Annotated in this window: 15 protein-coding genes and 1 riboswitch; of the genes, 8 read left to right on the forward strand and 7 right to left on the reverse strand. The window is 72.2% G+C overall.

Features of this window, described 5'->3' with window-relative positions; all coding sequences use genetic code 11:
* A partial coding sequence (locus tag ACLZN2_RS33270; RefSeq protein ID WP_416983125.1) for an RNA-guided endonuclease InsQ/TnpB family protein occupies positions 1–745 on the reverse strand: 745 nt, incomplete at its 3' end.
* Between the two features lie 252 nt (positions 746–997).
* Positions 998–2,239, reverse strand: coding sequence for a tetratricopeptide repeat protein (locus ACLZN2_RS33275; RefSeq protein ID WP_416983126.1), 1,242 nt, complete (start codon positions 2,237–2,239; stop codon positions 998–1,000).
* A 191-nt stretch (positions 2,240–2,430) separates the two neighbouring features.
* On the opposite strand from ACLZN2_RS33275, the gene ACLZN2_RS33280 reads away from it, so the two are divergent.
* The 3 genes from ACLZN2_RS33280 (at position 2,431) to ACLZN2_RS33290 (ending at position 4,780) form a co-directional block, all read left to right on the forward strand.
* On the forward strand, positions 2,431–2,949 hold the full coding sequence (locus ACLZN2_RS33280; protein ID WP_416983127.1) for a DUF6668 family protein: 519 nt from the start codon (positions 2,431–2,433) through the stop codon (positions 2,947–2,949).
* Positions 2,950–3,020: 71 nt separating this feature from the next.
* Positions 3,021–4,133, forward strand: a complete 1,113-nt coding sequence (locus tag ACLZN2_RS33285; RefSeq protein ID WP_416983128.1) for an amidase family protein — start codon at positions 3,021–3,023, stop codon at positions 4,131–4,133.
* A 44-nt stretch (positions 4,134–4,177) separates the two neighbouring features.
* On the forward strand, positions 4,178–4,780 hold the full coding sequence (locus tag ACLZN2_RS33290) for a flavodoxin family protein (protein ID WP_416983129.1): 603 nt from the start codon (positions 4,178–4,180) through the stop codon (positions 4,778–4,780).
* Between the two features lie 4 nt (positions 4,781–4,784).
* Here ACLZN2_RS33290 and ACLZN2_RS33295 read toward each other — a convergent pair whose 3' ends face one another.
* The 4 genes from ACLZN2_RS33295 to ACLZN2_RS33310 form a co-directional block, all read right to left on the reverse strand.
* The gene (locus tag ACLZN2_RS33295; protein ID WP_416983130.1) at positions 4,785–5,723 is read right to left on the reverse strand and encodes an ABC transporter permease; all 939 of its coding nucleotides are present in this window, start codon (positions 5,721–5,723) and stop codon (positions 4,785–4,787) included.
* Positions 5,710–6,648 carry an ABC transporter ATP-binding protein gene (locus ACLZN2_RS33300; RefSeq protein ID WP_416983131.1) on the reverse strand — a complete coding sequence of 313 codons (939 nt, stop codon included), beginning with the start codon at positions 6,646–6,648 and terminating at the stop codon, positions 5,710–5,712. Before ACLZN2_RS33300 ends, ACLZN2_RS33295 begins: the two co-directional genes overlap by 14 nt.
* Positions 6,649–6,683: 35 nt before the next feature.
* Positions 6,684–7,949 carry a LolA family protein gene (locus tag ACLZN2_RS33305; RefSeq protein ID WP_416983132.1) on the reverse strand — a complete coding sequence of 422 codons (1,266 nt, stop codon included), beginning with the start codon at positions 7,947–7,949 and terminating at the stop codon, positions 6,684–6,686.
* Between the two features lie 354 nt (positions 7,950–8,303).
* On the reverse strand, positions 8,304–9,314 hold the full coding sequence (locus tag ACLZN2_RS33310; RefSeq protein WP_416983133.1) for a polyprenyl synthetase family protein: 1,011 nt from the start codon (positions 9,312–9,314) through the stop codon (positions 8,304–8,306).
* Between the two features lie 437 nt (positions 9,315–9,751).
* Positions 9,752–9,950, forward strand: a riboswitch (cyclic di-AMP (ydaO/yuaA leader).
* A gap of 3 nt (positions 9,951–9,953) precedes the next feature.
* On the opposite strand from ACLZN2_RS33310, the gene ACLZN2_RS33315 reads away from it, so the two are divergent.
* Entirely contained in the window at positions 9,954–10,424 is a 471-nt protein-coding gene (locus ACLZN2_RS33315; RefSeq protein WP_416983134.1) for a transglycosylase SLT domain-containing protein, read from the forward strand.
* 41 nt (positions 10,425–10,465) lie between these two features.
* Here ACLZN2_RS33315 and ACLZN2_RS33320 read toward each other — a convergent pair whose 3' ends face one another.
* A complete protein-coding gene (locus ACLZN2_RS33320) occupies positions 10,466–11,290 on the reverse strand; it encodes an HAD family hydrolase (RefSeq protein ID WP_416983135.1) in 825 nt (274 codons plus the stop codon).
* A 294-nt stretch (positions 11,291–11,584) separates the two neighbouring features.
* On the opposite strand from ACLZN2_RS33320, the gene ACLZN2_RS33325 reads away from it, so the two are divergent.
* The 4 genes from ACLZN2_RS33325 (at position 11,585) to ACLZN2_RS33340 (ending at position 16,862) form a co-directional block, all read left to right on the forward strand.
* Complete coding sequence (locus ACLZN2_RS33325) at positions 11,585–12,655, forward strand: GNAT family N-acetyltransferase (RefSeq protein ID WP_416983311.1); 1,071 nt, start codon at positions 11,585–11,587, stop codon at positions 12,653–12,655.
* Positions 12,656–12,751: 96 nt separating this feature from the next.
* Positions 12,752–14,029, forward strand: coding sequence for a glycosyltransferase (locus ACLZN2_RS33330; RefSeq protein WP_416983136.1), 1,278 nt, complete (start codon positions 12,752–12,754; stop codon positions 14,027–14,029).
* An 89-nt stretch (positions 14,030–14,118) separates the two neighbouring features.
* A complete protein-coding gene (locus tag ACLZN2_RS33335; protein ID WP_416983312.1) occupies positions 14,119–14,874 on the forward strand; it encodes a polysaccharide deacetylase family protein in 756 nt (251 codons plus the stop codon).
* Positions 14,875–14,981: 107 nt separating this feature from the next.
* Entirely contained in the window at positions 14,982–16,862 is a 1,881-nt protein-coding gene (locus ACLZN2_RS33340; protein WP_416983137.1) for a hypothetical protein, read from the forward strand.
* The last annotated feature ends 15 nt before the right edge of the window (positions 16,863–16,877 follow it).

Here is a 16,877-nt window from a genome sequence, read left to right on the forward strand (position 1 = left end):
CCTTCTTCGCCCGGGCCGCCCGCCGCTCGTGCTTGCGGATCCGGGCGCGTTCTTTGACGGTGAGCTGCGGGCAGTTCAGCTTCCGGCCGTCCGAGAGGGCAGCGGTGATCGTGACACCCCGGTCGATGCCGATCACGTCGCCCGTGCCGGGCGCCGCGATCGGGTCGGGGACGACCGCGAACGCCGCGTGCCACTGACCGTTGCGGTAGGTGACCCGGAACGTCTTCGCGTCGGGCAGCTCGGCGCCCCTGCCCCTGGCGCTGAGGCGGAAACGCACCCAGCCGCAGCCGGGCACCCTGACCTGGGCCCACCGCCGGTTCAGCCTCTGCACGACCACCGAGCGGCCCATGACCTGCCTGCCGGTCTTCGCGTTCAGCTTCGGCGCCCCGTCCGCGTCGCACTCGGGCACGCGGTCGGTGCCGATGACCCTGAAACCCTCATGCCGGAACTTCCTGCGCCAGGTCGGCTCACCGAACCCGGACGTGAAACGGGCGTTCCTGGCCTGGGCGAAGTCCTTCAGCGCCTGCTGCTGCACATCCGCATTCCCGGCGGCCAGCCACTCGTTCTCCCGCCGGGCCTCGGTCAGCTGACGGCACTGCTCCGCGAAACCGGGCGCACTCTTACGCCACCGGCGCCAGTGCGCGTGCTGCTCTACTGCCAGGTTCCATACGTACCGTGCGTGCGCGCAGTGCAGCAGCATCTGCCGCTCCTGCACGGGCGTCGGGCACAGCCGGAAACGCGACATGCCACGAAACTAGCCACCCCGTTTCCCTCCCGCGTACGTCTTCGACCACCATCACCCGTGAGAGTGACCGACACACCCCGGCATTCCAGGGCCCCCCGGCCAAAGGGCCACCACCGCCAACATCAACGACACCGCCCTGGACCGCAACGCGGACGCGCTCGCGTACGCGGTGTGGACGCTGTCGTCCTGACCGGCTCGCGGCCCTTGCTCTCCTACGGGCCCTGTCGCTCTCCTACCGGCCCTGTCGCTCTCCTACCGGCCCTGTGCTCCGGCCCTGCGGGCGCGTTCCGCCAGCCGGACCATACGGGCGCGGGCCGACTCCAGCTCTTCGACGTCGTCGGCGGCCGGGCCCTCCTCGGTGGTCAACTCCGTCCACAGGCCGAGGAGTTCGGTCCCGAGGTTCAGGCCCTGCAAGGGGTCGCGTACGGCACGCCAGGCCGCTGCCGCGCTCTGGACGTTGCCGTACGCGGCCTCGCCGTCCCGTGCGCGGCGGCCGATCCGGGCCAGGTCGAGGGAGACATGGAAGGCGCGCACCGGATCGCCCGCCAAGTAGGCGATGTACGCGCCGAGTTCACGGAGCCGGAGCACCTCGGGGTGCTCCGGCCCCAGCGTTCCCGAGGCCTCCAGCACGGTCCGCTCGGCGAGCCCGGCTGCCACGTCGATCCGGCCGGCCCGCACGGCCTCGTTGATCCGCGCCGTCGGCTCCCCGAGGAGCGCGGGGGCGCCGTCGTCGCCGGGGAGGGTTCGGGGGTCGTCACCGAGCACCGCCTCCGCCACGGCGTCGAAGCCACGGGCGGGGGTGGGCTTGGCATCGGGGTCGAGCTCGGCGGCCGGCTCGGGGTCGGGGGTGTGCGTGAGGAGGGGCTTGCGCCTGGGCTCGGGGGCGGCAGGGGCGCCGGGGGCGGGATCCGGGATGAACTCCGGGGCGCGCTCTCGGGTGGCGGGCGCCCCGGACTCCCGGTGAGGGTGAGGTAGGGGGTGGGGCTGGGGGTGGGGCTGGGGGTCCATCGTCGGGGGCGGTCCGAAGACTCCCGTCGGGGCTACGACCGTGCCGGGCGCCGGCGCCGGGGCTTCCGGTGCCGACTCCGCCGGGGCCTCCGGGACCGGAAGGGCCGCCGGGGCCGCCGGGACACCCGGTCCGGCCGGAGCGACCGGCGCCGGTGAAATCACCTGAACCGGTGACACCACCGACGCCCGCAGCGGCTCCGCCGTGAAGTGGCTGGAGCCGTCCGTGTCGACGCGGAGGGGGACGACGTAGCCGATGCGTTCGTCGTGAACCGTGGCGAGGACGGGGTGTCCGGTGGCGAGGGCGATGCGGTGGAGGTGACCGAGGACGGCGTGCTGGATCTCCTCGCTGTCGGTCGCCGCGACCGGTACACCGCTTATCGTCGCTGGTCCGCCCGCGCGGACATGGACGTCGAGCGGTGCGACCGCGGCGGTGGGCCGCCCGGTGCGGTTCTGTTCCCGCTTCTTCTCGCGGCTGAGTCGAGACATCGGTTCCTCACTCGGATGCGTCGTCACGCTCCGGTCGTCCAGGTGCGTGTGCGCGTGCACGTACTGTTGAGTCTCCAGGTTCGCTCCCGGTCGGCGCGTCACCACGACGTCACAGCCTCGTTCCAACGATCCACGCCCGGCTCGTCGGGAGCGCCCCGGAGGGACGGCGACCAGAAGGAGGGCGTACGGCCATGCGGACGACGGGGACGACGGAGGCACCGGAGAGGCAGCCGGGGCCGGAGATCTGGCTGCGCGGACCGGTCCCCGTACCGGAGCCGGGGCCGGGGCCGTACCCGTCGGTTTCCCGCCGCTTCTCCTGGCTGGCCACGCACGGCGGGGCCGGCGCCTCCACGCTCGCCGCGGTCTACGGCGGCCACGACTGCGGACGGGACTGGCCCGCCCCCGGGGACCCGCCGTCCGTCCTGCTCGTCGCGCGTACACACGCCACCGGACTGGAGTCGGCCCTGCGCGCCCTGGAGGTCTTCCGGCGCGGCGAGGCACCGCACGGGTTCGACCTGGACGCGGTGGTGCTGGTCGCGGACGCTCCGGGGCGGCTGCCGCGGCCGCTGGTGCAGCGGATCCGGGTCATCGAGTCGGCCGTCGACGTGTACCGCGTCCCGTGGGTGACCGAGTGGCGCCTCGGTGACCTGGGCGGCGGACCGCCCCGGGAGACCGAGGCGTTGACCCGGCTCACCGGGGCGAGGCGCTGAGCGGGAGGACGCGCCGGGCGCCGTCCGCCGTCGAGATCGCCTCGGCCGTACGGGACGGGCGATTCCGGGCCGTGGACGTGGTCGCGGAGGCACTGGAGCGGATCGCCCGGGTGGACCCCTCCCTGAGTTCCTTCGCCGAGGTGTGGGAGGGGGAGGCGGTCGAACGGGCCCGTGCGGTGGACGCGCGGGCCGCGGCGGGTGAACGGCCTCCGTTGGCCGGGGTGCCGATCGGGGTCAAGGGGCGGCACGGGCTGCGGGCGGCGGGGCCGTTGCTCGCCGCGGGCTGTGTGCCGGTGGGGGCGACGGCGGTGCCCGGGCCCGGTACCTCCTGGCAGACCTGGGGTGTCGGCGCGTACGGCCGTACCGTCAACCCCTGGCGGGCGGACCGCACCCCGGGCGGGTCCTCGGCCGGGTCCGCGGTGGCGGTGGCGGCCGGGCTGGTGCCGCTGGCGACGGGCAGCGACGGGGCGGGCTCGGTGCGGATCCCGGCGGCCTGGTGCGGGGTGATCGGCCTGAAGGCGACGAACGGCCGGCTGCCGTCTCCCGACCGCACGGGTCTCGCGGCCCCCGGCGTGCTGGTGCGGCACGCGGCGGACGCGGAGGCGTACTGGCGGGCGATGACGGGGGTGACGGCCGAAGCCGGAGAGGCGGTGCCCTCGCCGGTCACCGCACTGTTCTCCTCCGACCTCGGCATCGCCTCCGCCTCCCCCGACCCCGAGCCGTTGGCCCTCGCCCGGTCCGCTGTCGAGCGGCTCGCCGCCTCCGGTGTCGTACGGCTGCTGCCGGGCGGGGCGTCCGTACGGCTGGAGGATCCCGCGCCCGCCTGGCTCGCGTTGCGCGGGTCGGGGGCCGGTGATCTCGGCGAGGCCGGGCGGATCCGGGAGGCCAACGATCGGCGGCTGGACGGTCTCTTCGCCCGGGCCGACCTGCTGCTGACACCGACCACGCCGAACGCGGCGCATGGTCACGAAGGCCCGGGCGAGCGCTACTCCACCGCGCTGACCTGGGCGTTCAATCTGAGTGGGCATCCAGCGGCCACTCTCCCGGCGGGAATCGGGGCCGACGGCTGTCCGGTGGGGGTGCAGTTGGTCGCCGCGCGGGGCCGGGAGGAGCTGTTGCTGGCGGTGGCCCGGGCGGCCGAGAACGCTGGCGCTCTTCCCTCAGATACTTGCATGCGCATATGATGCAGGCGCGGATTATTACCGCACGCCGATCACCTGGGGGAGTCATGGAACGTCGTTTTCTCTTCGTACTGGGCAGCAGCCGTGCGGACGGCAACACGGAGGCGCTGGCCCGCCGGGCCGCCGAACAGCTGGACCCCTCCGTCGAGCAGACCTGGATCAGCCTCGCCGAGCACCCGCTGCCCGACTTCGAGGACCTGCGGCACGGCAGCGACCATGTCCGGCCCACCGAAGGGAGTCTCGCGCTGCTGCTCGACGCGACCCTGGCCGCGACGGACGTCGTGATCGCCTCGCCGCTGTACTGGTACTCGGTGTCCACCCACGTCAAGCGCTACCTCGACCACTGGTCGGGCTGGCTGCGCACGTCCGGCGTCGAGTTCAGGGCGACCATGGCCGGGCGCACGCTCTGGGGAGTGACCGTGCTCGCCGACCCGAAGGCCTCGGTCGCCGATCCGCTGGTCGGCACGCTCAACAACTCGGCCGCTTATCTGGGGATGCGGTTCGGCGGGGTCCTGCTCGGCAACGGCAGCAAGCCCGGTGACGTACTCGGCGACACGGACGCGCTGACCCGCGCCAAGTCGTTCTTCACGGGCGAGGCTCCGCTCGCCCGCTTCCCGTACCAGACGTACGAGACGTACGAGACGCGCTGAACGGCTACGCCGTGATGTCCTTCGCCGTGAACCGCGCCCAGGCCGCCGAGCCGAACACCGCCGCGTAGAGGGCCTGGAGGCCGAGGTTCTTCACCAGGTCGTCCCAGTAGACGGGGTCGCGGACCAGGTCGGCGAAGGACAGCCAGTAGTGGGAGAAGAGGTAGGGCTGGATCGCGTGGAGCTGGGGGATCTGGTCGAGGATCTGGACCGTGGTCAGCAGACCTACGGTGGTCGCCATCGCGGCGATGCCGCTGCTGGTCAGCGTGGAGACGAACAGGCCGAGCGCCGCCACCCCGGTCAGTGAGGCGGCGACGACCAGGGCGATCAGCAGGGCCCGGCCGAGTCCGTCGGCGAAGCCGATCGTCGTGCCGGAGATGGTGGTGACGTCCCCCAGGGGGAACAGCAGCGCACCCACCGTCAGGGCCGAGAGCGCGACCACGAGGGTGGCCACCAGACAGAAGGCCAGCACGGTCGCGTACTTGGTGAGGAGCAGGCGGGTGCGGCCGGCGGGGGCGACGAGGAGGTAGCGCAGGGTGCCGGCGTTCGCCTCGCCGGCGATGGCGTCGCCCGCGATGACGCCGATGGCCATCGGCAGGAAGAACGGCAGTGTCGCGGCCAGCGCGGTGAAGACCAGGAACAGGCCGTTGTTGGTGACCTGTGCGATGAACGCCGGGCCGGCGTCCCCTCCGCCACCGCCTGGTCCCCCCGGTCCGCCGGAGGAGCTGTCGCCGGTCTCGATCTTGACCGCGATGCCGATCAGGACCGGTACGGCCGCCAGGACACCGAGCAGCGCGAGGGTGCGCCAGCGGCGGAAGGTGATCAGCAGTTCGCTGCGGAGCAGACCGAGGGACCACAGGGGGCCCGGCCTGCGGACGGCTCCGGCTGTCGCGCCTTCGCGCATGTCTTCGGCCGGTTCCGCCTCCGTCGTCTCAGCCCGCGACATCGAACCCCTCCCCCGTGAGCGCCACGAACGCGTCCTCCAGGGAGGCCCGTTCGACGGCGAAGCCCCGGACGCGCACACCGGCCGTCACCAGCGCGGCGTTGACCTCGGCGAGGTCGCGGTCCGGGGGCTCGGCGGCAACCCGGTCCTCGTCGGAGACCACGTCCGCCGCACCCTGTTCCTTGAGCACCCGCGCCGCCTCGGCGGTGTCGGGCGTGATCACCACCAGTCGGCCGCGCGCGCCCGCCGCCAGCTCGGCCACCGAGCCCTGCGTGATCAGCCGGCCCTGCGCCATCACCGCCGCGTGCGTGCACACCTGCTCGATCTCGTCGAGGAGGTGGGAGGAGAGGAACACGGTCGTGCCGTCGGATGCCAGCTCCCGCACGAGGGAACGGATCTCCCGCATGCCCTGCGGGTCGAGGCCGTTGGTCGGCTCGTCGAGGACGAGGAGCCGACGGGGCTGGAGCAGGGCCGCGGCCAGGCCCAGCCGCTGTTTCATGCCGAGCGAGTACGCCTTGGCCTTCTTGCCGGCCGCGGCCGTCAGTCCGACCCGCTCCAGCGCTGCGGCGACGCGGGTCCGCCGGGTGCGGGGGTCGGCGGTCGGGTCGGCGGCGTCGTAGCGCAGGAGGTTGTCGCGGCCGGAGAGGAAGCCGTACAGCGCGGGGCCCTCGATCAGTGCGCCGACCTGCGGCAGCACGGTGCGCGCGGCCCGGGGCACGGGTTGCCCCAGGACGCGCGCCGCGCCGGACGTGGGCTCGATCAGGCCCATCAGCATGCGGATCGTGGTGGTCTTGCCTGAGCCGTTGGGGCCGAGGAAGCCGAAGACGCTGCCCGCCGGGACGGTGAGGTCGAGGCGGTCCACGGCGAGCTGGCCACCGCGGTAGCGCTTGGTGAGGGCATGGGTGTGGATGACGGGTTCGTCAGCCATGGGCTCCCCCTTCGTCCACCGGCTCCGTAGGGTACTTACTTCGCCGAGTCGGCCGCTTTCACCAGGGCGTCCTTGGTGACGGCGCCGACGTAGACCGTGCCGTCGTCCGTGACCAGGGCGTTGATCAGGCGGGTGGAGAAGACGGTACCGGAGCCGAATTTGCCGCTCACCTTGTCGCCGAAGGAGCCCAGGAAGCCGCTGAGCGCGCCGCCGGCGTCCGAGCCGAGTTCGGAGTTGAGCTCGGAGTCGGAGGGGACGCCCTTGCCGCCGGTCTCGATGACGGCGACGGAGGTCCAGCCCTTGCCGAGGACGTCGAAGCCCTCGGCCTCCTCGGCGGGGGTGAGGCCGTCGAGGCCGTCGAGGTCCTTGGGCAGGTCCTCGGCGAGGTCCCCGTCGGACGCGCCCGGCTTGCCGGAGTGCTCCGCGGCCTCGTCGGCCTCGGTGACCTTCGCGCCCTTGGGCGGGGTGAAGTCGAAGGTGGAGGCGGCGGGCTTGGCGAAGGTGACCTGGGTGAAACCGACGTCCACGACGGCGGCGCCGCCGCTCGACGGGGTCAGCGTGAACTTCAGCGGCAGCCCGGTCTTCGCGTCCACCGCCACACTGATCGCGCCGACCGTGGAACCTGACTGCCTGGGCTTGATCAGCAGCTTGTAGGCGTCACGGCCCGCGACATGGACCGTGCCGTCGACGGTCACGGAGGTGGTGTCGTCGACCGCCTTCAGGGCGTCCTCGGTGAGGTCCTTGGGGGTGGCCGGCGGCTGTGCCTCCTCGGCGCTCTCGTCCACGGTGGAGTGGTAGACCTCGTTGGAGGCGCTGTCGTAGCCCCACACGTCCTTGCCGTTGTGGATGACGCTGTACTCGGCGGCGTCCTCGATCAGGGACAGCTTCTGCCGGTCGGGGCCGTCGGTGGCCACCCGCAGGGTGTGGGTGCCGGAGGCGAGTTCGGTGAGCTTGGTCGAGGGGTCGGCGGACGATCCGTCACCGCCGTTGCCTGCGGCGCCCGAGAGCAGGCCGCTCTCCAGGCCGCCGAGCTCGGGCAGGCCCAGGTCGGTGGTGATCTTCACGGTGCCGGACAGCTGCTGCACGTCCGAGGCGGCGATCTTGTCGAGGAGCTGCTGGGCGGTGATCTTCGGCAGGTCCGGGTCACCGGAGTCGGCGAGCGCCGGGACCAGGCCGATCGTCGCCGCGGCGACGCCGATCACGGTGACCGGGACGACGTACCGCACGGCCTTGCGCCGCCCGACGCGCAGGTCGTCCGTCTCCCCGGCGGTCGTGCTGTCGTCGGTTGCGTTCGGTGCCATGTCTGCCTTACCTCCGTCGTCGGCGGCGGCTGGTCATCTCACGTGGAGCGTCCCCACCCCGTGCCGCCATTCTCACCCGAATCGGTGAGGAGTGGTGTTTTCCGTGATTCCCATCTGACCAAATGCCGCATGAGGAAGCGTCACCCCACGGACTCAACTCCGCGTACGCCTGCGGTATGACGCGAGAGAGACCCGGGTCGTCCGACCCGTAGGGGTAGGGGATGACCGGAGGGGCGGTGAGGCAATGTCGGCTACGGTTCGACAGCACCCCAAGGGGGCGCGGGGAACTGCGCGACCAGCCACAACGACGCCGCAGACGAACGAAGACACATCGTGCCCCAGCGGAGCGCGACGTCAGCCGGCCCGGTGCACCACCGCGTCGCAGAGTTCCATGAGGGCCGCCTTCGCGTCGCACTCCGCGAGAGGGGCCAGCGCCGCGCGGGCCTCCTCGGCGTAGCGCACGGTGTCACGGCGGGCCCGCTCCAGCGCCGGGTGGGCGCGCAGGGCCGCGACCGCCTCGGCGAGCCTGGCGTCGTCGCTCAGGTCGGAGTCGAGGAGCTCGCACAGTGCGATGTCCTCGGGCAGCGCCTGCTGGGCAGCGCGCTCGCGCAGCCGCAGCACCGGAAGGGTGGGGACGCCCTCGCGCAGGTCCGTGCCGGGTGTCTTGCCCGACTCGTGGGAGTCGGAGGCGATGTCCAGGACGTCGTCGGCGAGCTGGAAGGCGACCCCGAGCCGCTCCCCGTACTGGGTGAGCACGTCCACCACCGTCTCGTCGGCGCCCGACATCATCGCGCCGAAGCGGCAGGACACCGCCACCAGGGAGCCGGTCTTGCCGCCGAGGACGTCGAGGTAGTGGTCGACCGGGTCGCGGCCGTCGACCGGGCCGGCCGTCTCCAGGATCTGGCCGGTGACCAGGCGCTCGAACGCCTCCGCCTGCACCCGCACCGCCTCCGGGCCGAGGTCGGCCAGGATGTGCGAGGCGCGCGCGAAGAGGAAGTCGCCGGTGAGGACGGCGAGCGAGTTGCCCCAGCGGGCGTTCGCACTGGGCACCCCGCGCCGCACCGCGGCCTCGTCCATCACGTCGTCGTGGTACAGGGTCGCCAGATGGGTGAGCTCGACGACGACGGCGGAGGGGACGACCCCCGGCGCGTACGGGTCGCCGAAGCGCGCCGCGAGCATCACGAGCAGCGGCCGGAACCGCTTCCCGCCGGCCCGCAGCAGGTGCTGGGCCGCCTCCGTGATGAACGGGACCTCACTCTTGGTGGCCTCGAGCAAGCCTTCCTCGACAGCCGCCAATCCGGCCTGGACATCGGCTTCCAGAGCCTGGTCCCGCACGCTCAGCCCAAACGGCTCGACGACGGTCACGAGGAGTCTCCTGTCTGCTGGTGTCTATCGGCGGCTACGCGGTTTGTCGATAGGTCTCTGCGCTCACTCAAGTCAGCGTATCCGGTCAGGTTTCGATCACCACGAGCCCCCACGGTTACAGCCCGGACAGGCCCTATGAGAAGGGGCACCCCTTAAGCAGCCATCTGGGTTTATTGCCCGATTCACCCGTCTTGTGGATGTCGGTGAGTTGCCTCACTCGCCCAGCCGAACCAGCCCCTTCCCCGTTCCCCTCCACCGCGCCCCGACACCTCGGCCCACTCAGGCGAGTTGATGCTTTGCAGCAACAAAGGATCAAGCATCCCCATAGGCCACAGACCAAGGTCAATAGGGGCTAACTGTGAATTCGCCACTTGTTTCGGACATGTGCTCTCGCATACGTTCCCGGCCTGTCGGGCGGACGCCTAATCCTGCCGCCGCCCGAACACCCACCGAGAACACCACGGCAGGAGCGGGGGAACCAGGTAAGTCGCCGCACGGGTCCAGCCGGGCCATGCCTTTGGGCATGCCCAGGACAGACCGGTGCAGCTCGGGGTGAAGCCGTGTCCGTGAGGGCACGGCCGGGCAGCTCCCGCCCGAACCCGACAGCTCACCTCGCAGGCGACGGAGAGGAACTTCGCCATGCCCGCTCAGCCCCGCCGTGCCCGCCGCCTCGCCCGCACGCTCGCCGTCGCCGCCACCGGCGTCACCGTGCTCGCCCTGCCGATCCTCGGCGCGACCACCGCCTCCGCGGCCACCCCGACCGTGGCCACCGCCACCAGCCTCGGCTACGCCAACAACCTCGACGGCTGGATCCGCGCCTCGCTCCAGGTCATGGCGCAGCACGGGATCCCCGGCACCTACAACGGCATCTACCGCAACGTGATCCGGGAGTCCTCGGGCAACCCGTCCGCCATCAACCTCTGGGACTCCAACGCGGCCGCCGGTACCCCCTCCAAGGGGCTGCTGCAGATCATCGACCCGACGTTCAACGCGTACCACGTGTCCGGCACGTCCTGGAATCCGTACGACCCGGTCGCGAACATCACCGCCTCCTGCAACTACGCCGCCGCGCGGTACGGCTCGATCGACAACGTGTTCGGCGCGTACTGAGCAGCCCGGCAGCCACCATCCGGCTGCTACCTGTACAGCAGCTACCTGTACAGACGTTCGAGGATGACGGCCACGCCGTCGTCCTCGTTCGACGTCGTCACCTCGTCGGCCACGGCCTTGAGCTCCGGATGGGCGTTGGCCATCGCGACCCCGCGGGCGGCCCAGTCGAACATCGGGATGTCGTTGGGCATGTCGCCGAAGGCGATGGTGTCCTCGGGCCCGATGCCCAGATGCTCGGCGGCCAGGGCCAGCCCCGTCGCCTTGGTGATCCCGCACGGCTGCAGCTCCACCGTGCCCGGCCCCGACATGGTGACCGTGGCGAGCGAGCCGACCACCGCGCGGGCCGTCGCCGCCAACTCGTCGTCGGACAGCGCCGGATGGCGCAGCAGCACCTTGCTGATCGGCTCGCACCACAGGTCGTCGCGCCGCTCCACGCGCAGCGCGGGCAGGGTCGGGTGCGGCATCAGATAGCCCGGCTCGATGAGCGTCAGCCCGTCGACGCCGTCCTGGTCGACGGCCGCGTACACGAGCCCGACCTCGGCCTCGATCTTGCCGAGCGCGGTCTCCGCGAGTTCCCGGTCCAGGGTGACCGACCACAGCAGACGGTCCGCGCCGGCGTCGTACAACTGCGCGCCCTGTCCGCACACCGCGAGCCCCCTGCCGTGCAGGAGGTCGAGCAGCGGGCGTACGCGGGGCGCGGGCCGGCCGGTCACGACCAGGTGGCGAGCGCCGGCCGCCGCCACCAGCGCGAGCGCGTCCAGCGACCGGTCGGAGAACGTGTCGTCGCCGCGCAGCAGCGTTCCGTCCAGGTCGGTGGCGACGAGGGAGTACGCGGTGCGCTCGGCGTATGCGGTGGGTGCGGCCATGATCAGAGAATACGGATCCCGCACCCCCGGACTCGACGCGAACCGGACCAGGACGGAGTCCGGCCCCCTTCTGTCAACTCCCCTTCTTTTGTTGACCGATCACTCACCGATCACTGTTGAACAGGGGCCCGAGAAACAGCTTTCCACCACATCGCCGGGTAGCGACCGGTTAAAGGCCTCTGCACCGGTTGGCAACAAGATGCTCCACTCCCTACCGCGCGCCCGGTCTGGAGGGGTACCGTCCCAGGTGTCCAGGGGGGACTTGATCGGGGGGTCAGGTTGAGCAGTGGACGTATCCGTGTGCTGAGTCCGGAGGATCTCGGCGAGGGGGATCGGGAGCGGTGGCGCGCGCTGCGTGCCATGTCGACGGCGCCGCGCAACCCGTTCATGGAACCGGAGTTCACCGACGCCGTGAGCCGTGTGCGGCCACGCGCGCGCGTGGCGGTGGTGTACGAGGGGCGCGAGCCGGTCGGCTTCCTGCCCCATGAGCGTGGCCGGCTCGGCCGGGGCCAGGCCCTCGCGTACGGCGTCTCGGACGCGCAGGGCGCCGTACTGGCGCCGGGTCTCGGGCTCAACGCCGACGAACTGCTGCGGGCCGCTTCCCTGTCCACCTTCGCCTTCGACAACCTGGAGGCGGAACAGGGGCTGTTCGTCCCGCACTCGGCGGCCGAGTACGCCTCCTACGTCATCGACGTGGAGAAGGGCTACGAGACGTACGAGTCCGTCCTGCGGGCCCAGTCACCGAAGTTCCTGAAGACGACGCTCGCCAAGGAGCGCAGGCTCGGCCGGCAGGCCGGGGAGACACGGTTCGTGTTCGACGAACGCGACCCGGCCGCGCTGCGCACACTCATGGCGTGGAAGTCCGCGCAGTACCGCAGGACCGGCCGACGGGACCGGTTCGCCCAGGACTGGATCACCCGGCTCGTGCACACCCTGCACGAGACGCGCGCGCCGGAGTGCGCCGGCACGCTGTCCGTCCTGTACGCCGGTGACCGGCCGATCGCCGCGCACTTCGGGCTGCGGTCGGCGACCGTGCTGGCCTGCTGGTTCCCGTCGTACGACACGGAGTTCTCGAAGTACTCGCCGGGGCTGGTGCTGCATCTGCGGATGGCGGAGGCGGCCGCGGCCGCGGGAATCGGGCTGCTCGACCTGGGGCGGGGGGCGGCCGAGTACAAGGACTCGCTGAAGACCGGGGAGGTCCCCGTGTACGAGGGGGCGTGGACGCGTCCGGGGGTGGGCGCCGCGCTCCACTGGCTCGGCCGTGAGCCCTCGCGCCGGGCGCACCACTTCGTGCGCGGCCGGCCGAGGCTCGCCGCGCTGGCCGCACGGACCCTGAAGGGGGCGGGCCGACTGCGCCGGCCGTAGAGGCCGTCGCAGCCCGGTCGCGGGTTGTTGCCTGATCGTCGCAGGTCGTCGCAGGTCGTCGCAGGTCGTCCGAGTCGCTCGGCACGAGGGGGGTTCATGTCACGCGCGACACGTACCGAACAGGAGATCGAGAGGTTCCTCGGCATCGGGCCGGTGCAGATCGCCGAGCTGGAGCTGACGGAGCGAGGTGTCCTCAGACCCGGCCCCGGCAGTCCGCCGATCACGCATGGCGAGGTGTTCGTGCTGGTCAGGAAGGGCGGGCGGCCGATGGGGACGCTGCTCGCGCACGTACCGGAGGGGGCGGATCCGAAAACGGTGCTCAGGGCGGCGGCCCTCGCGGAGGGCTCACGGTACGCCGACGGCCCGCCCGTCGCCGTGTCGGTGCCGTCCACCACGGTGGTCATCGCCACCCGCGAGCGCTCCGAGCAGCTCGCCCACGCGCTCGACTCGCTCCTCGCCCAGGACCACCCGGGCTTCGAGATCGTCGTCGTCGACAACGCGCCCGTGACGGACGCGACCCGGGAGCTGGTGGCGCGCAAGTACGCCGAGCGCGTGCGGTACGTGACCGAGCCGGTGCCCGGGCTCGCCGTCGCGCACAACACCGGCGTGGAGGCCGCGCACGGCGAGGTGGTCGCGTTCACGGACGACGACGTGGTCGCCGACCCGCGCTGGCTCACCGAACTCACCGCGCCCTTCGCCGCCGACCCCGGCCTCGGCTGCGCCACCGGCCTGATCCTGCCGGCCCGGCTGCGCACCCCCGCCCAGGTCCTCCTGGAGAGCCACGGCGGCTTCGCGAAGGGGTTCGCCCCGCGCACGTACGACCCCGCCGACCCGCCCGCCGACGAGCCGCTGTTCCCGTTCACCGCGGGCCGCTTCGGCTCCGGCGCCAACATGGCCTTCCGTACGGCGGCGCTGCGGGCGGTGGGCTGTTTCGACCCGGCGACCGGCGCGGGCACGCTCGCACGGGGCGGCGACGACCTCTACGGGTTCGTCCGCGTCCTCGCCGAGGGGCACCGGCTGCACTACACGCCGTACGCCCTGGTCTGGCACCACCACCGCGAGACCTGGCGCGACCTGGAGACCCAGGCGTACGGCTACGGCGCCGGCCTCACCGCCTACCTCACGGCGGTCCTGGTCAACCGGCCCGCGCTGCTGCCGGGGTTCCTGGCGCGGCTGCCGAGGGGGCTGGCGTACGCGCGGACGCTCACGGCGAGCCGGGAGGAGGAGGCCGAGAAGGGCAACGCGCCCGGCGCGCACGACCGGCGCACTCACGCCTGGCCCGGTCGGCTGTCGCGGCTCCAGCGGCGCGGGATGCTGTACGGCCCGGTCGGCTATCTGCGGGCGCGGCTCGCGCTGCGGGGGGTCGCGCGATGACGGGGGGCGTGGTGGGCGCGGGGGGCGCGCACAGAGGTGCCCGTGGCGCCGGTGTGCCGGGCATCCCGGTGTTCCTCTACCACGCCGTGATGGAGGAACCGCCGGACTGGATCGCGGAGTTCACTGTCGGCCCGAAGCAGTTCGGGGAGCATCTGGACGCCGTCGTCGACAGCGGCCGTACGCCGGTCACGATCGGCGCGCTCGCCGACCACCTGGCCGGGCGGGTGCCGCTGCCGCCCCGGCCGGTGCTGCTCACGTTCGACGACGGGTTCGCCGACCTGCCCGGTCCCACCGCCGAGGCGCTGGCCGGGCGGGGGCTGCCCGCCACCGCCTACCTCACCACCGGCGCCATCACGGCGGGCGGGCGCAGTCTGCTGCCGCCCGCGCCGATGATGACACTGGAGCAGGCGGCGTCCCTGGAGCAGTACGGCATGGAGGTCGGCAGCCACACCGTCACCCACGCCCAGCTGGACACCCTCGCGCCCCGGGCGCTGGCCCACGAGCTGCGCGCGTCCCGCTCGGTGCTGGAGGACGCCCTCGGCCACCGCGTCCGGCATCTCGCCTATCCGCACGGCTACAACAGCGGCCGGGTGCGCAGGATGGCGGCCGCGGCGGGCTACGAGACCGCCACCGCCGTACGCCACGCGCTCAGTTCGGACCGCGACGAGCACTACCGCATCGCCCGGCTCATCGTGCGGCGGAGCCACACCGTCGCCGATGTCGAGGGCTGGCTGGCGGGGCGCGGCGCACGGATCGCCCCGTACCGGGACGGGCCGAAAACGGTGGGCTGGCGGTGGTACCGGCGTGCGCGCGCGGTCGTACGGGGGCCTGTCTTCGCGGGCTGACGTGCGGCTACGACGGCTCGACGGCGACTCCTTGAAGATCAATCAGGTCTTTTGGTGTGAAAAGCAGACGTAATTCCTATAGTTGGCCTGGGGGAGGGAGCCTCGGCATGCAGCAACATGTGTCCGTACCGAGCACAGAGAGCAGCGTGCGGCCCGCCCCGCCCCCCGCCACCCGCGGCGGCGACCGCAGACCCTGGCGGCTTCCGCGCCGCCCGCCGGACGCCGCCCTGCTGACGCTGCTGCTCGCCGCCGGGCTGTGGGCGTACTCGCTGCCCCGCATCGGCTTCCGGCACATGGACGACTACGGCCTGCTGGACCGCCTGCCGGTCGCCTACTACCTGTCGTTGCTGGTCCTCACCGCGGGCTTCGTCCTCAGTCTGCGCCGCGCCGGCACCGCGCCCTGGTGGCCGGCCGCACACTGCGCCGCGCTCCTGTTCGCGCTCAAGGCGCCACCGGCGATCCTGTACGACGCGGTCCGCTACCCGTGGGCCTCCAAACACGACGCCATCGTCAACACGCTGCTCGCAGGCGGTGAGCTACGGCCGAACGCGGCACTGTCGGGCAACATGTCCGCCTACGACCAGTGGCCGGGCTTCTTCACCCTCAACGCGGGCCTGGTGCGCGCCTTCGGCGTGGAGAGCGCCGTCGCCTACGCCAACTGGGCGCCGATCGTCCTCGGTCTGCTGATGATGCCGGTGCTGGTGCTGATCTACCGCACCTTCTGCGAGGACTGGCGGCTGATCTGGACCGCCGTGTGGATCTTCCAGCTCGCCAACTGGGTGGGCCAGGACTACTTCGCCCCGCAGGCCCTCGCGTACCTGCTGCATCTGACGGTCCTCGCCGTGGTGCTGCGGCACTTCGTACGGCCCGGTTCCGCCGGACGGCTGCGCGACCGCACCTTCCTGGACCCGGTGGCCGCCCCCGTGCCGCCGCCCACGGACAACCGGCAGCGCGCGATCTGCGTGGCGATCCTCGCCCCGCTGATAGCCGCCGTCAACGCCACCCACCAGCTCACCCCGGTGATGCTCACCATCTGTCTGCTCGCGCTCAGCTTCACCCGCCGCTACCGCAACTACGGGCTGCTGGTCGTCACCGCGCTGCTGATGCTGACCTGGGACCTGACCATGGGGCGGCCGCTGTTCGTCGAGACACTCGCCACCGTCAGGAAGTCGATCGGCGAGCTGACGCAGAACTCCCGCGCGGGCTACGCGGGACAGCTCACCGGCCCCGGCCCCGAACTCGCGGGCACCGCCAACATCGTGATGGTGCTCCTGGTCGCCGTCCTCGCCGGGACGGCCGTCGTGCTGCGGCGCCGGCTGACCCGCAGTGCCCTGCCGCTGCTGCTGGTGTCGGTCGCCCCGGTGCCGCTGTTCGCCGTCAACGACTACGGCGGCGAAATGCTCTTCCGGGTCTATCTGTTCGCCCTGCCCGGCGCGGCCTTCTTCGCCGCCGCCGCGCTCGTCCCGGCCCTCGCGGGCAGCCATCGCACCCGCGCGAGGGCGGTCTGGCGCAGGGCCTCGGCGTTCGTACTGCCCGCGGTCCTGCTGGTGCTGCTGGCCGGCTTCCTGCCGTCGTACTACGGCAAGGAGAGGATGTTCTACACACCGCCCGAGGAGACCGCGCTGGTCACCAGGGCCCTGGACCAGGCCCCGGACGGCTCCCTGATCCTCGCCACCAGCGGTTCCTTCCCGCAGGCGCTCCACCGCTACGACCGTCTCGAACACTGGTTCTTCGCCGAACAGCCGCTGCCCGACAACGAGAAGATGCTCAAGGACCCCGTGTCCTACCTCGTCGACGGCATCCCACCGGGCACGAAGGCGTACGTCGTCCTCACCCGCACCCAGGACATCTACGCCGCCGGCGAGGGCCTGCTGCCGGCCGGTGGCTTCGAGACCCTGCGGTCGAAGCTTGCCGCCTCACCGCTCTTCCGGACCGTCGAGAGCCATCCGTACGGCGTCGTCCTGGAGTACCGCCCGGCCGCCCGCTGACCGCCCACTAGTAGG

Source organism: Streptomyces sp. T028 (genome assembly GCF_048159505.1).
In the GTDB taxonomy this organism is placed as follows: Bacteria; Actinomycetota; Actinomycetes; order Streptomycetales; family Streptomycetaceae; genus Streptomyces.